We start from the raw sequence: 14,084 nt of genomic DNA on the forward strand, positions 1-14,084 counted from the left end.
ACGCGCTTTTCCGGGTCGGGCATGCCGTCCACGCTCAGTATCCCGCCTAATCGGAGCGTGTGGAAAGGTACGCTCGCCGTGTGGATCTCTCGACCCTTCCCCTCGACATCACCGAGTGGCTGCACCCGCAAGCGTGGCTCCAGCTGTTCGGCACGTTCGCGACGATCGGCGTGCTCGTCATCATCTTCGCGGAGACCGGACTGCTGTTCGGCTGCATCCTGCCGGGTGACTCGCTGCTGTTCACGGCGGGGATCCTCACGGCGGTCTCGACCATCAACGGCGAGGAGTTCCAGAAGCTGTCGCTGCCCGTGCTGCTCGTCGGCGGCCCGATCGCGGCGATCGCCGGCGCCCAGCTCGGCCACTTCCTCGGTGCCCGGTATGGCCGAAAACTCTTTGATCGTCCCGACTCCAGAATCTTCAAGCAGGAGTGGGTGGAGAAGGCCGAGCACTACTTCGTGCGTTTCGGTCCGGCCAGAGCCGTGGTTCTGGCCAGGTTCATCCCCATCGTCCGGACGTTCCTGAACCCGCTCGCCGGGATGCTCGGCATGAGCGCCCGCCAGTTCTTCATCTGGAACTGCGTCGGCGCCATCGTCTGGACGGACGGCCTGTTCCTACTCGGTCACTTCCTCGGTTCCGAGGTCCCGCACGTCGACCGATACATCCTGCCGGGTGTCGCGGTGATCCTTGTGCTGTCGGTCATCCCGATCGTCCGAGAGGTCCTGAAAGGCCGCAAAGCGGACCAGGGTCCAAATAAGAATGACCCCGAAGAGTCACGTCCGTCGCTCAGCGGTGACAGTTATCGCTAACCTCCCCATGTGGGACGTCACCGGTCGGACCCTAGGGGTCTCGCGCGCATACTGATCGCGGCTGTCGCCGTGATGGCCGCCTTGGCCCTTCTCGTCGGCGGAGGCCTGGCTTTGGTCAATGCGCTCTCCGGCGAACCTGAACAGAAGGGCCCGTCGTCGAGTGCGAGCCGCCCTGCCGCCGAAGACACCGAGGACACCGAGAGCGGTGAACCGTCCCCGGAGACCGCGAACTCGCCGGCGGTCGCGCTGCCGCTGGTGATCCGCGTGACCGGCCCGGCGACCTTCGTGGTGGTGCGGGTCGCCGACACCGGCGGCAAGGTCCTCACCCAGGGCACCCTCAACCAGGGTGAGACGCGCAACTACCGGGAGACGCCGCTGCAGGTCGTCGCGCAGAACGGCGGCGCGCTGCAGGTCGTCATCCACGGCAAGGTGCAGCCGCAGAAGCCGGACGGCCGCCGCGCCGAATGGTTCGTCAAAGCCCGCCGCGGTTAGGCCGGGGTCCGGGTCGTTCGACGCGGCCGGTCGATGTGATCGGTCGACGCGGTCGGGCGGTCAGTTCAGGCCCAGGTCGGTGACGTCGTAGGGGTGGCGGTAGGTGAGCCCCTCCTCGGCGATGCGCCCGGCGGCGCCGCGCTCCAGGATCGTCGCGACCGCCACGACCTCCGCGCCCGCCTCGCGCAGCGCCTCCACCGCGGTGAGGACGGACCCGCCCGTCGTCGAGGTGTCCTCGACGGCGAGGACCCTGCGGCCCGCCACGTCCGGGCCCTCGATGCGGCGCTGCAGCCCGTGCGCCTTGCCCGCCTTCCGCACGACGAACGCGTCCAGCGTCCGGCCGCGGGCCGCCGCCGCGTGCAGCATCGCGGTCGCCACCGGGTCGGCGCCGAGCGTGAGGCCGCCGACGGCGTCGTAGTCCAGGTCGGCGGTCTCGTCCAGCATGACCCGCCCCACCAGCGGCGCGGCGGACCCGTCCAGCGTCACCCGCCGCAGGTCCACGTACCAGGACGCCCGCTTCCCCGAGGACAGCACGAAGTCGCCGTGCACCACGGCCTTGCCCTTGATCTGCCGCAGCAGCTCATCACGATCGCTCACGTGAAGAACCCTATTGCCGCCGTGTACGGTGCCCGGCATGACGCCGGGAACGCTGGTCCTGCTGCACGAGCCGAACTCCTCCGCCGCCGCCTGGGGCGATCTGCCGGAGATGCTCCGCTCGTACGGCCTGGACGTGATCGCTCCGGACGTCCCCGACGACACCGGCCCCCGCTACATCGCCCGCGTCTCGCTCACCATCAGCGCGACCGGCCCCGTCCCGCCGCTCGCGCTGGCCGCGCACGGCGCCGCCGGACCGCTCCTGCCCGGCATCGCCCTCGCGCAGCGCGCGGCACACCGTCCGATCGCCGGATACGTTTTCATCGACGCCGACCTGCCCCGCCCGCTGCGCCACGACCACGAGTCGCCGCAGAATGACGTCCCCATGCCCCCAGATTGGCCGGAGGCGCCCTGCGGCTACCTCCGGACCCACGCGGACCGCTCCGCCTCCTCCGGCCACGACCAGGCCATCAGAGAGGCTCGCCTCCGCGGCTGGCCGGTCACCGAACACGAGCCCCCGGCCGCGGTGGCCCAGTCGCTGAGCGAGCTCCTCATGGAGCTGTGAGAGGGAGCGTGCCGCACCCCTTGCCTCGCAAATGTCGGGCAAGGCCGATGTCGTTAAGGGGCTGTGCGGTGTGGTGAGTATCGGCGTGTGCATCGACGCCGTTCCCACGGCTCGTCGCCTCTTCGCCCTGTTGCTTAGTGCGTGCCACCGTGGAACGGCCACGTTTCGGCACGGGAATCGGGTGACGCGCCCGGGGCCGGTGAACGGACAGAGCGGTGGTGGGATCTATGGCCACGCTTCTGTCACGTCGCGAGCACCGGCCCGGGGCGCGCCCCGCTGACCTCCGGCAACGCCGGTAGGTGGGGATTGTCGTGCTTGACCGCTAGGGCGGCCACGGGCACGGCAGGCTGGGAACTGCGTGAGGCCTGCCGTGCCGAGGGGATCCGAAGACCGCCCAGGGTGCCGGCCGGTCAGCCGGCGCTGTTGCCGACGCCCGGCTGGATGTTCGGCTGGATGTTCTGCTGCACGATGGGCTGCACGTTCGCCTGGACGTTCGGCGCGACCACGGGGACCACCACGGGCGCGACCTGGGGGGCCACGATGACGTCGGCGAGCGCGGCCGAGGAGGCCAGCGTGGGCGCGGCGAACGCGGCGCCCACGACGAGGGTCTTGGCGGTCAAGGACATGAACTTCACAGTTCCTCCGGGGGGATGGGTCGGTACCGCTTTTGCGGTGACCGAGAGAAATCATGTCATCACCATCCGCAGCAGACAATCGCTTTGAGTTACGAATTGATGACTCACAGTCCAAAAAACTACGCTGTGTATATGTAAGCTTGCAATGTAGTCAATGAGGCGAAGTGATCCTTGCGGCTCGGTTCATGGGGATTGGTCCCGCGGCGAGAGTGAACGCACGCCCCGTCTCGGGGACCTTTCGAGCGTTGACCGAGCCGCCGATCACGGGGCGGCGCCGGCGGCGGCCGCACGTCCTGATGTAGGCGGGGCGCCGCAGCGGCACGCCACAGACCGGCGTGGTCACAACTGATCCGCGCCGGGACGTGAGGGTCGACCGGCTCGGTTCAGGGATTCCAGGGGGCGTCCCCCTGGGCAGCTAGGCGTTCTTCAGGAGGTCGTCCAGGAGGGCGTCGTAGTCGTCTTCGCCGCGGCCCAGGTCGATGCGGGCGCGGTAGCGGAGGCGGAGGAGGGCTTCGAGGCTGTCCTCGGCGATGGCGACGTCGTCGGGGCCCGGGGTGAGGGAGTCGGCCTCGGGGGCGGGGGGTTCGTCGGGGCCGCCGCCGATGCCGGTGCCCACGGCGCGGTCGCGCAGGGCGAGGATGACGTCGGCGCCGCTGGTGGCCCATTCGTGGGCGCCGGTCGCGTCGCCCTGGGCGTAGAGGACCTCGGCCACGGTGCGGTAGACCTCGGGGTCGCGCGGGCGGTCGGCGCGGATCTGCTCCACCAGGGTGCGCGCCTCGTCGGCGCGGCCCAGCTCGAACAGGGCGTCGGCGAGGTAGGCGCGCGGGTCGCCGTAGGTCTCGCCGCCGTCGTCCATGGCTCTGCGGTACAGCTCGGCGGCCTTGGCGTGGTCGCCCGCGTGCTGCCACTGCTCTCCGGCGCGCAGCAGCACGTTGGCGCGTGACACCCCGCCGGACACCGACTCGGCCAGCTCGGACAGCCGGCGGGCCGCCGAGATGTGATCGCCGGTGCGCAGGGTGTCGAACTCCAGGTCGTCGAGGTCGTCTTCCGTCACGTGCGTCACGCTTCAACGCTACCCGCCGTCGCGCGACCGAAGCGGGCGAATCGATGATGATCGTGCGAATAACGGGGCGTAGGTGTCAGCTCACCTGCGAGAACGCTCCAGCGCGTCCCAGAATCCGCGGCGCAGCGCGTGCCGGACCTCGTCGTGCAGGAGGAAGTCGATCGGGAGCGAGGAGCCTTGCAGGAGGCGGGCCTCCAGGTCGGACGGCATCCGCGGTTTGCGGGCGAGGACGGCCTCCAGCCACAGCGCGGGCGCGTCCCTGGCGACGGACTCGCCGAAGTCCTGGCCTTCCTGGTGCGCGGCCTTGACGGCGTCGGCCAGCGTCGGGGTGCTCTGCTGCACGGGGACGGGCGAGATCTGCTGCGGGCCGGTGTAGGGGCCGTGCGGGCGGCTCTCCGGCTGCATCGTCTGCGGCGGCGGGGGCGGGGACGGCGCCGGGATCGGCGACGAGCTGTACTGCGGGCTCGGGCCGGGCGGCTGCGCGGGCGGCGCGGCCGGAGCCGGGGCGGGCGGCGACTGCGTCGAGGACGGGCCGGACGCCGATGTCGGGGCCGGGGTCGGCTGGAGCGGGAGGTGCTGGCCGCCGGTGCTGTAGGGCGACCCGCCCGTGGCGCCGCCCGGCAGCGGCATCGGGCCGGTGGTCATGCCGGGGCCGCCGGTCGTTCCCGGGCTGCTCATCCCGGTGCCGCCGATCCCGCTCCCCATCCCGCCGCCGCCCATGGCCGGGCCGAGGTCGCGGACGGGCGGGCCGGCCGACGCCGGCGGCTGCCCGGAGATCGGGGACGCGGGCGGCGGGCCGTTGTGCGCGGCCGGCTGGAGGTGGCCGAGGCTGCCGCCGTGACCGTTGGCGCCGTGCCCATTGGACAGCGGCCCTGTGCTGAGCGGGGAACCGAGCGAGGAGCCGGACGTCCCGTCCATACCGGCGAGGAGGTTGACGTAGGGCCGCAGGTGGCCGGCGCCGATCTCGATGAGGTCGTCGCATTCCTGCCGCAGCACCCGGGAGATCGTCCAGTTGCCGTCGACGGCGACGTGCACGACGGTGACGCGGATGCCGAGGTCCTGCGCGTCGGCGACGACCTGGGCGAGGTCTTCGTCGCCGGTGACCAGGACGGCGTCGGTGAGCGCGCCGTTGCGGGCGAGGGTCATCAGGTCGCGGTGGATCTCGGTGTCGACGCCCTCGCGGCGGCCCGGCCGGATCCGGCCGAGGCGGAGTTTGAGGCCGGGCAGGTCGGCGAGCGCGTCGTGCTCGGGGGAGCGGCGGCCCTCGACGGTCGCCTCGTACCAGTAGCAGCGCAGCAGCGGCATGCCGGTGCGTTCCCTGGCGAGGTTGCCGAGGAGCTGGAGGAGCCCGCCGAAGTCCCACGAGACGGTTTCGCGGTGGCGGGTGCCGTGCACCGCCATGGAGCCGTCGGCCAGCAGGTAGCCGGCGTCTACGAACAGCGCGCAGCGATCCATGCGACACCGCCCTTCCTCAACACGGGACTTCACGGCATGCCCATCCGGCTCAGTGTCCCGGGTCGCCTATAGCGTAGTGAAGCGGGTCAACCCGGTAGGCCAATACGGCGATTCGCCACTCTTTCATGGCAAGCCGCTGGTTGGCGACTCCCCGGTAACAAGAATCGGGAGCCGCGGCGGACGCTACCAGCCGTTCGGGCCCGCCCCCGCGCTTCCTCATGATCTTTACGGGAACGGGCAGGTCACGGCTTCAGTCCCGGGGTTCCCGCGACCCGGGCTTCAACCGCCCATGGCGACCGCCCATGTTCGTGACCTGGTGCGGGACCTTGTTGCGGACATGCCGCGGCGTGGCATTCGGGCCCCGGAACGGGACACCGCGCGGCGTGTCCGCCTTGACCCGTACGCGGATATCGCTGTCAGGCCCTGAGAGGCGCACCTTGACATCGATCAGAAGACCTCCGGGCCGGCCGCTCGGAGGGTGGTGGCGGGGCGGCTGCGGCCACGGGCGCTCGGACGCCTTCTCCGCCGGTGCCTTCCACGGTGGTCGCGGTGCGGGATCCGGCGCGACGGGCCGGAGCGCCGGGGGCATCGCGGCGGGCGGTGTGGCGGGCGGGGCGGCGGGATCGGAGGCGGCGCGCGGTGGGGGCGGTGCGGGCGCGGGCCGGATCGGCTCCTCGCCGGACACCAGCATCAGCGCCAGGACGAGGATCGTCGCGGCGGCCACCCCACCGCCCGCGAGCGCCTGCTGCTGCCGCTTCGGGATGCGTTGGAACCGCAGCACCGTCCCAGCCTTGGACGCGAGGTAGGCGGACGCCGCCGCGCCCAGGACGAGCGGGCCGAGCACGTCGCGCAGCGCCCGGTTGACGTGCACCAGTTCCGCGTGGATGCCCTTGCAGCGCTTGCAGCCGTCCAGATGCAGCTTCACCTTGCGGGACTCGCGGTCGGCCAGCCCGCCGCGCACGTACGGGCCGAGGTTCTCCAGGGCGGGACGGCACGCGTCGTCGGCGGCGACGGCGTCCAGGTGCATCTGCAGGTAGGCGCGGCGCAGGCCCTCGCGGGCGCGGTAGGCGAGCGCGGCGGCGCCGTTCGCGGTGAGGCCGAGCAGCGGGGCGACGTCGGCGGGCTTGGCGCGCTCGACCTCGGTGTGCCAGAGCACCGTCCGCCAGCGGCCGGGCAGCGACCGGAACGCGCGGGCGATCATCGAGCGCTCCAGCTCCGCGACGGCCGGGTCGTCGAACGGGACGCCGGAGTCGAAGCTCTCGATCGTGTCGGTGTGCTGGACGCGCCGGTCGGCGCGCCGCCGATCGTAGAAGGACCGGCGGACGGCGGTGAGCAGGTACGGGCGGAACCCGCCGTCGGGCCCGCCGCCGGTCTTGAGGACCTTGAGGACCTTGGTGAAGGCGTCCTGGACGAGGTCGTCGGCGGCGTCCCGTCCGGCGAGGTGGTGGGCGAGGCCGCGCGCGGCGGCGACGTGCCGCTCGTAGAGGGGGCCGTAGGCGGCGACGTCACCGGCCCGGACCCGGTCGATCAGCTCCGCGTCGCCCGGCTCGTCGCTCGTCTCTTCCATGTTTGCTCATTGTGACGACTTGGCCACGAGTTGTCGCCCAATTTGGCCACAGTCGGAGTTCTTTACCTGAGTCCGCGTCATGGCGGGGGCGCCGCGCCGTGGGAGAGGCGTGGGCGGTACCGGGGCGGGCCGTCCATGCGGGGTGCGTTCGTTCCGGCGAGGGGGTGGAACGAACGCACCCCGGCGCACCGCAGACCAGAGCGGGCGCGCTTCCCCGCGTCATGCGCGCCCGCTCGCCTGCCTTGCGCCGGTGCCTATGTGGCCGGTGCCTATGTGTCGTCAACCGGTGATGTCGGCGCGGCCCATCTCGTTGAGGGTGCCGCCGTCCCTCGGGGTCTCCCAGCGCACCTCGCACTTGCGTCCTGACAGGTGGACGGTGGCGATCGCGTTGTCGAACCACGGTCCTTCCGTCATCCGCCACCGGAGCGGCGGGACGGGCACCTTCGACAGCTTGGCCAACGCGCGGAACGGTCCGCCGGACGCCCGCGAGCACGCGATGCGGTTGGCCCAGCGGAACTTGCCGATCAGCGGGTTCCGCAGCGGCGAGCAGACGATCTGCGAGATCTTCGACTGCGTGCCGGGCTCGGTGACCCGCGCCAGGTAGGAGTAGTGGATGTCGCCGGACAGGAACGAGATGCTCGCCGGGGCGGGCCCGCGCTCGCCGCGCCCGACGGCGACGACGTCGGCGGCCACGTCGCGGAACGAGCGCTCGAACGCCGCCCAGTGCTCCAGGTCGGCGGCCTGCCGGATCTTCTCGCCGAGCCTGCCCCCGGCCTTGCCCCAGGCGCCGCCCGCCATGGCCTCGTTCCACGACTCGGCGTGGTGGATCGCCATGGGCAGCAGGTAGGGCAGGGAGCTCGCGATGAGCAGATGATCCATGCCGCCCTGGCACTGCTCGTCCAGCCAGCGGAACTCGTCGTCGTCGAGCATGCCGCGGCGGTCGGCGGTGAGGAGGCGGGAGCAGCGGCTGTCCACGACGATCAGGCGGGTGGCGCCCCAGTCGTGGGCGTAGCTCCAGCGCGTGCTGGCGGGTTCCTTGTCGGCCTTCTCTGCGAACTCGTCCAGGACGGTGCCCGCGTCGCCGGTGTCGTCGGAGGCCGTCCGCACCGCCTTGTACACGGGGTCGGACGCGCGGTCCTCAGGCGAGATGTTCCCGAGGTGCTGGTAGATCCAGTACGACCCGATGCCGCCGGTGATGCGGTTCTTCCACCAGGGCTGCGACCACATCTCCTGGCGCCACGCGTAGGAGGTGTTCCAGTCGTCGCGGATGTCGTGGTCGTCGAAGATGGTGAACGTCGGGACGGTGGACAGCAGCCACCGCACCTCCGGGTCGTCGTGCCAGGCCAGCTTGTACAGGTGGGTGTAGTCCTCGAAGTCGGCGGCCTCGTCGGCGGGCGGGTCGCCGGGCGCGCGGCGCCCGCTGATGAACTCGCGCATGGCGTCGCTGAGCTCGTCGGCGTAGACCTGGTCGCCGACCATGAGCAGGATGTCCGGCCAGGTCACCGCGTCGCCGCCGCTGCTGAGCCGGCGGGCGAGGGCGGCGAGCGCGTCGTGGCCGAACTGCTCGACCGTGCCCGGTGACCGGCGGCAGGAACCGAACGAGATGCGCAGCTCGCCGTCCGGGTCGAGCGTCCTGATCTGGGACGGCGGGAGCTGCGCGCCCTCCGCGCCCTCCTCCGGCCAGACGGTCTCCCCGTCGGCGACGACCTCGTAGGGGATCCGCGCGCCCGGCGCGAGCCCCTCGATCTCGACGAGCGCGTAGTGGTGGCCGTGCGCGGTGAACGTGCGGGCGCCCGCGTCCACGCCGTGGTCGCGGTTGACGACCCGGACCTCGCATGGACGGTCGGTCTCCACCCAGATCGTCGCGGTGTGGTGACTCACGTGCCGGAGGTGGGGGCCGATTACCAAAGCGGTCATATCACGTCTCTCTAGCGGACCGAGGGGCGTCGCGTCCACTGAAGCGGCGACCCCGCACTCTCCGTTCAGCGGCCCGTTCAGCTGCGCAGCACCTTGGCTTCGGTTTCTGGATCCAGGCCGACGACCGGGCGGTCCGGGCGTTGTGGGGCTCGTCCGCCTATCGACTGGAGCCATTCCCACGTGTCGGTCACGGTTTCCTGGACGGGACGGCAACGCAGGCCTGTGGAGAGGGCCTTGTCGACGTTGCCCTGGTGCAGGGTGTCGTAATCCTCGCCGGGCGGGATCCAGATCGGGAGGTCCATCCAGGGTTCGATGCCCGCTTTGAGGATCGTCTCTGGGGGCGTCCAGACGAGTTCGGCGTTGGAGCCCGTGGTCTCCCTGCACGCTTCTAGGAGTTCGCGCATTGTGGTGTGGCCTGGTGGGCTTACCAGGTCGAAGGGGCCGCCTAGTTCTTGTTCTATGGCGTCCAGGGTCCAAGCGGCCAGGTCTCGGACGTCGATGTACTGCAAACCGGCGTCGCGCGGGCCTGGCGCCAGTACCTTGCCGCCCTGCGCGATCCGGTTCAGCCACCAGGGCAGGCGTCCGATGTTCTCGTACGGGCCGAGGATGAGCCCTGCGCGTACCAGTAGTGCTCGGTCGCCGAACACGTCCACGGCCGCCAGTTCTGCTCCGCGCTTGGCGGTGGCGTAGTCGACGTCGTCGCCGTCGTCTGGGGACGCCTCCACGACAGGGGCGTTCTCGCCGAGCGCGTCGGGTTCGGGGTACACGTAGACAGAGCGGCTGGAGATGTAGACGTAGCGTCCGACGCGCTCGCCCAGGAGGCGTGCCGTGTCGCGCACGACGGACGGGGCCGCGGACCAGGTGTCGACGACCGCGTCCCACTCCTCGTCTGTGGCGAGTGCCTTGAGACCGTCCTTGGTCGTGCGGTCGCCGTGCAACGACGCGACTCCCTGGGGCGGGTCATGGCGTCCCCTGTGGAAGACGGTCACGTCCCAGCCGCGCGCAAGAGCGCCTTCGGTGATGGCGCGTCCTACGAACTCCGTCCCGCCGAGCATCAGAATCCTCATAGGACGACTCTGCCCGCCGTACGTTCTGTACGGAACACCGCACCGCTCACAGCAGAACCGAACGTCCGGGAAGGCCGCTAGCGTCGGGGTGTGACTGAGTCATTCGACATTGTCGGAGACCTCCCTGACGCGCTCGCCGACCGCCGGGCCGCCTGGACGTACATCCGGGGCTTCGCCGCGACCTGGCATACGCCGCTGACCCCGGACGACGGCACACCCGAAGCGGAGCTGGCGGCGGCCGAGGAGAACCTCGGGTTCCGGCTGCCCGCCGCCGTCCGCGAGGCGTACGCGCTCTTCGGACGCCGCCGCGCCATGCACAGCAACCATGACCAGCTGCTGAGCCCCGCCGAGTTCTACGTCGACGACCGCAAGGAGGCCCTGGTCTTCCGCCACGAGAACCAGGGCGCCGCGTCGTGGGGAATCCTCCTCAGTGACCTCGACCAACCGGACCCGCCCGTCCGCATCCGCCCGGACCTGGCGGACAAGGACGCGGAACGCTGGGAAGGCTGGCTGGACTCCTTCTCCGTGTCCTGCATCGAGATCATCCTGTCCGAGTCGCTCCAGGCCCAGGACTCGCTCTGCGACCACGGCGACAACGAGGACGACGACGAGCTGCGGCGGCGCTTCACCCGCCTCCCCTTCCCCGCCTATCCCGCAGGCGAGGAGGGGCAGAACTTCTACGCGGGTCCGGGCCTGCTCATCTGCGACGGCGGGGGCGACTGGCTGTCCGTCCGGGCCCAGGACGAGGAGACCCTCGACAGGTTCCGCGACGACTTCCCCGCCGACTGGCTGAACGGCTAGGCGGGGCCGGCGCGCCGCCTTCCCGGAAATTCTTTCCGCCGCTGTCGAAATCGGGCGGGCCCGATGGTCGACAGGGGGAGACGTGATTCCGGGAGGGACGATGGCCGACGACGGCTTGGATCCGCGCAGGTGGGCGGCGCTGGCGCTGCTCTGCGCGGCGAACTTCATGGTGATCCTCGACGCGCACATCGTGCTGCTCGCGCTGCCGTCGATCGAGCGGGATCTCGGGTTGTCCGCCGGCGGCGCGCAGTGGGTGCTGAGCGCCTACCTGCTCGGCTTCGGGGGCCTCATGCTGCTCGGCGGCCGCGCGGCCGACCTGATGGGCGGGCGCCGGACGTTCCTCGCCGGGACGACCCTGTTCCTGGTGTCGTCCCTGCTGTGCGGGTTCGCCTGGACGGGCGGCGTCCTGATCGGCGCGCGGGTCGCGCAGGGGATCTCGGCCGCGCTGATGGCGCCGAGCGCGCTGGCGCTGGTCACCGTGATGTTCGCGGCGGGCCCCGAACGCAACAGGGCGCTGGCGATCTGGTCGAGCGTCGGCGGGTTCGGGGCCACGGCGGCGCTGCTGGTCGGCGGGACGCTGACCGGCGCGCTCGGCTGGCCCTGGGTGTTCTACCTCAACGTGCCGGTCGCGGCGCTGCTGCTCGGCCTCGGGCCCGTCCTGCTGAGCGAGGGCCGGGCGGCCGGGGCGGCGGCGCGGGCGTACGACCCGGCGGGCGCGCTGACGGTCACGCTTGCGGTGTCGGCGGCGGTGTACGGGGTCGTCCGGGCGCCGGAGAGCGGGTGGACGAGCGCAACCACGCTGGGCGCGTTGGGAGTCGCCGTTGTGGCGGGTGCGCTCTTCGTGCGGATCGAGTCGAGGTCGGCGGCGCCGCTCGTCCCGCTCCAGATCTTCCGGTCGCGGCGGCTGACCGGCGGGAACCTGGTGATGCTGCTGACCGGGGCGGGCGCGTTCGGGACGTCGTTCGCCGTGTCGCAGTACGCGCAAGGGATCCTCGACTATTCGCCGCTGAAGTTCGGGCTGGCCACGGCCTTGCTGCCCGTGATGGCCGTCGTGGGGTCGTATGCGGCGCAGGCGGCGATCGGGCGGGTGGACGTCCGTCCGGTGGCCATGACCGGCATGGCGTTCATGGCGGCGGGCTGCCTCGCACTGGGCCAGGTCTCGGAAGGCAGCGGCTACGTGTCGGGCCTGCTGCCGGGGCTGATCCTGTTCGGGCTGGGCCTCGGGTCGGCGGCGGTGTCGGCGGCCGTGGCGGCGCTGTCCGGGGCGGACGAGCGGGACTCCGGGCTCGCGTCCGGGCTCAACACGGCGGCGTTCCAGCTCGGCGGCGCGCTCGGCGTGGCCGTCGCGTCCACCGTCCTGGTCTCGCGGACGGGCGCCGTGCCGGGGTTCCGCGCCGCGTTCGACACCTCCGCCGGGATCGCGCTGGCCGGCGTCGTGATCGCCGGCCTGCTGCTCGCACGGCCGCCGCTCCGGCGACGAGTTCCGGAGCCGGCGGAAGTCACCATGTCGAAGAAGTCGTAGGAGGAGAGCACGTGCGGTACATGATGCTGATCTGCGGCGTAGAGAACGACGAGATGCCCGCGGACGAGTTCGCCAGGCTGCAGGCCGACACCGAGGAATGGATCAGGGAGATGGACGGGCGCCGTGTGCGCCTGGTCGGCAACCGGCTCCACCCCACCGACACCGCCACGACCGTCCGGACGCGCGGCGGCGAGACGCTCCTATCGGACGGCCCGTTCGCCGAGACCAAGGAGCAGATCCTCGGGTTCGACCTGATCGACTGCGCCGACCTGGAGGAGGCGCTGGAGATCGCGTCCAGGCACCCGTGCGCCGGGACCGGGGCCATCGAGGTCCGGCCGCTCTGGGAGGAGTGACGGGACGCGTCGAAGGAGCGGTCGCGGCGGCCTTCCACGAGGAGTGGGGACGGGTCGTCGCGACCCTCATCCGCATGACCGGCGACTGGGACCTCGCGGAGGAGGCGGCCCAGGAGGCGTTCGCGCGCGCCCTGGAACGGTGGCCGGACGACGGCGTCCCGCACCGTCCGGGCGCCTGGCTGACGACCACCGCCCGCAACCACGCGCTGACCCGCATGCGGCGCGGCCGCACCGAGAACGCCAAGCTCAGGGAGTTGAGCACGATGACCGGCCCGCACGAACCGCCGGTACCGCCCGACCCGAGCGGTGTCGCCGACGACCGGCTCCGGCTGGTCTTCACGTGCTGCCATCCGGCGCTGCCGATCGAGGCGCGGGTGGCGCTCACGCTGCGCACGCTGCTCGGACTCACCACCGGCGAGATCGCGCGGGCGTTCCTGGTCGCCGAGCCCGCGATGGCGCAGCGGCTCGTCCGGGCGAAACGCAAGATCCGCGACGCGCGCATCCCGTACCGCGTGCCGCCCGCCCATCTGCTCCCCGAACGCACGACGTCCGTCCTCGGAGTCGTCTACCTGCTGTTCAACGAGGGCTACGCGGCGACGGAGGGCCCCGACCCGATGCGGGTCGACCTGTGCGCGGAGGCGATCCGGCTCGGCCGCGTCCTGCACGTGCTGATGCCCGACGAGCCGGAGGCCACCGGCCTGCTCGCCCTCCTGCTCCTCCAGCACTCCCGCCGGGACGCCCGCCAGGACGCGGCGGGCGACCTCGTCCCGCTCGAAGACCAGGACCGCGACCGCTGGGACCACACCGCGATCACCGAAGGCACCGCCCTCCTGGACGACGCCCTGCGCCGCGGCGAACCCGGCCCCTACCAGGTGCAGGCCGCCATCGCCGCCTGCCACGCGACCGCCCGCACGGCCGCGGACACCGACTGGCCGCAGATCGCCGCCCTGTACGGGCGGCTGATCGAGCTGACCCCGAGCCCGGTCGTCCGGCTGAACCGGGCCGTCGCCGTCGCCATGGCCGACGGCCCGGAGGCGGGCCTGGCGCTCGTCCACGACCTGGCCGATGACCTGGACGGCTACCACCTGCTCCCCGCCACCCGAGCCGACCTGCTCCGCCGCCTGGACCGCCGCGAGGAGGCCGCCGCCGCCTACCGCGAAGCCCTGACCCTGGCCCGAACCACCCCGGACCGCCGCTACCTCACCCACCGCCTCAACACCCTCCCCCGCTGACGCGCGGGCGGGACG

At 71.8% G+C, this 14,084-nt stretch carries 14 protein-coding genes; 7 read left to right on the forward strand and 7 right to left on the reverse strand.

The window, feature by feature from the left end:
• Nucleotides 1-80: 80 nt before the first annotated feature.
• Nucleotides 81-806, forward strand: a complete 726-nt coding sequence (locus ACH34S_RS31815) for a DedA family protein (RefSeq protein WP_395956535.1) — start codon at nt 81-83, stop codon at nt 804-806.
• A 111-nt stretch (nt 807-917) separates the two neighbouring features.
• A complete protein-coding gene (locus tag ACH34S_RS31820) occupies nt 918-1,298 on the forward strand; it encodes a RodZ domain-containing protein (protein ID WP_395956537.1) in 381 nt (126 codons plus the stop codon).
• A 60-nt stretch (nt 1,299-1,358) separates the two neighbouring features.
• Here the strand turns inward: ACH34S_RS31820 and pyrE are convergent, their stop codons facing one another.
• On the reverse strand, nt 1,359-1,895 hold the full coding sequence (gene pyrE / locus ACH34S_RS31825; RefSeq protein WP_395956538.1) for an orotate phosphoribosyltransferase: 537 nt from the start codon (nt 1,893-1,895) through the stop codon (nt 1,359-1,361).
• Nucleotides 1,896-1,932: 37 nt separating this feature from the next.
• Between pyrE and ACH34S_RS31830 the strand changes: the two genes are divergently transcribed.
• Nucleotides 1,933-2,457 carry a hypothetical protein gene (locus ACH34S_RS31830; RefSeq protein WP_395956539.1) on the forward strand — a complete coding sequence of 175 codons (525 nt, stop codon included), beginning with the start codon at nt 1,933-1,935 and terminating at the stop codon, nt 2,455-2,457.
• Between the two features lie 410 nt (nt 2,458-2,867).
• Here the strand turns inward: ACH34S_RS31830 and ACH34S_RS31835 are convergent, their stop codons facing one another.
• The 6 genes from ACH34S_RS31835 to ACH34S_RS31860 form a co-directional block, all read right to left on the reverse strand.
• A complete protein-coding gene (locus ACH34S_RS31835; protein WP_395956540.1) occupies nt 2,868-3,083 on the reverse strand; it encodes a hypothetical protein in 216 nt (71 codons plus the stop codon).
• Nucleotides 3,084-3,507: 424 nt separating this feature from the next.
• Nucleotides 3,508-4,155 (reverse strand): tol-pal system YbgF family protein, encoded by a 648-nt coding sequence (locus ACH34S_RS31840; RefSeq protein ID WP_395956541.1) that lies wholly within the window; start codon nt 4,153-4,155, stop codon nt 3,508-3,510.
• Nucleotides 4,156-4,236: 81 nt separating this feature from the next.
• Nucleotides 4,237-5,610: an NYN domain-containing protein gene (locus ACH34S_RS31845; RefSeq protein ID WP_395956542.1), complete on the reverse strand. Its 1,374-nt coding sequence runs from the start codon at nt 5,608-5,610 to the stop codon at nt 4,237-4,239.
• A gap of 250 nt (nt 5,611-5,860) precedes the next feature.
• A complete protein-coding gene (locus ACH34S_RS31850; protein WP_395956543.1) occupies nt 5,861-7,177 on the reverse strand; it encodes a sigma-70 family RNA polymerase sigma factor in 1,317 nt (438 codons plus the stop codon).
• Nucleotides 7,178-7,456: 279 nt separating this feature from the next.
• The gene (locus tag ACH34S_RS31855) at nt 7,457-9,058 is read right to left on the reverse strand and encodes an alkaline phosphatase D family protein (protein ID WP_395956544.1); all 1,602 of its coding nucleotides are present in this window, start codon (nt 9,056-9,058) and stop codon (nt 7,457-7,459) included.
• 113 nt (nt 9,059-9,171) lie between these two features.
• Complete coding sequence (locus tag ACH34S_RS31860) at nt 9,172-10,161, reverse strand: SDR family oxidoreductase (RefSeq protein WP_395956545.1); 990 nt, start codon at nt 10,159-10,161, stop codon at nt 9,172-9,174.
• 90 nt (nt 10,162-10,251) lie between these two features.
• Between ACH34S_RS31860 and ACH34S_RS31865 the strand changes: the two genes are divergently transcribed.
• From ACH34S_RS31865 to ACH34S_RS31880, 4 genes are all read left to right on the forward strand, one after another.
• Entirely contained in the window at nt 10,252-10,962 is a 711-nt protein-coding gene (locus ACH34S_RS31865) for a hypothetical protein (protein ID WP_395956546.1), read from the forward strand.
• A 100-nt stretch (nt 10,963-11,062) separates the two neighbouring features.
• Complete coding sequence (locus ACH34S_RS31870; RefSeq protein ID WP_395956547.1) at nt 11,063-12,484, forward strand: MFS transporter; 1,422 nt, start codon at nt 11,063-11,065, stop codon at nt 12,482-12,484.
• A 20-nt stretch (nt 12,485-12,504) separates the two neighbouring features.
• Nucleotides 12,505-12,837, forward strand: coding sequence for a YciI family protein (locus tag ACH34S_RS31875; protein ID WP_395956639.1), 333 nt, complete (start codon nt 12,505-12,507; stop codon nt 12,835-12,837).
• Nucleotides 12,834-14,069 carry an RNA polymerase sigma factor gene (locus ACH34S_RS31880; protein ID WP_395956548.1) on the forward strand — a complete coding sequence of 412 codons (1,236 nt, stop codon included), beginning with the start codon at nt 12,834-12,836 and terminating at the stop codon, nt 14,067-14,069. The genes ACH34S_RS31875 and ACH34S_RS31880 overlap by 4 nt, the downstream gene beginning before the upstream one ends.
• Nucleotides 14,070-14,084 lie beyond the last annotated feature (15 nt).

It is taken from the genome of Actinomadura sp. 3N508 (assembly GCF_044326375.1).
GTDB lineage: Bacteria > Actinomycetota > Actinomycetes > Streptosporangiales > Streptosporangiaceae > Spirillospora.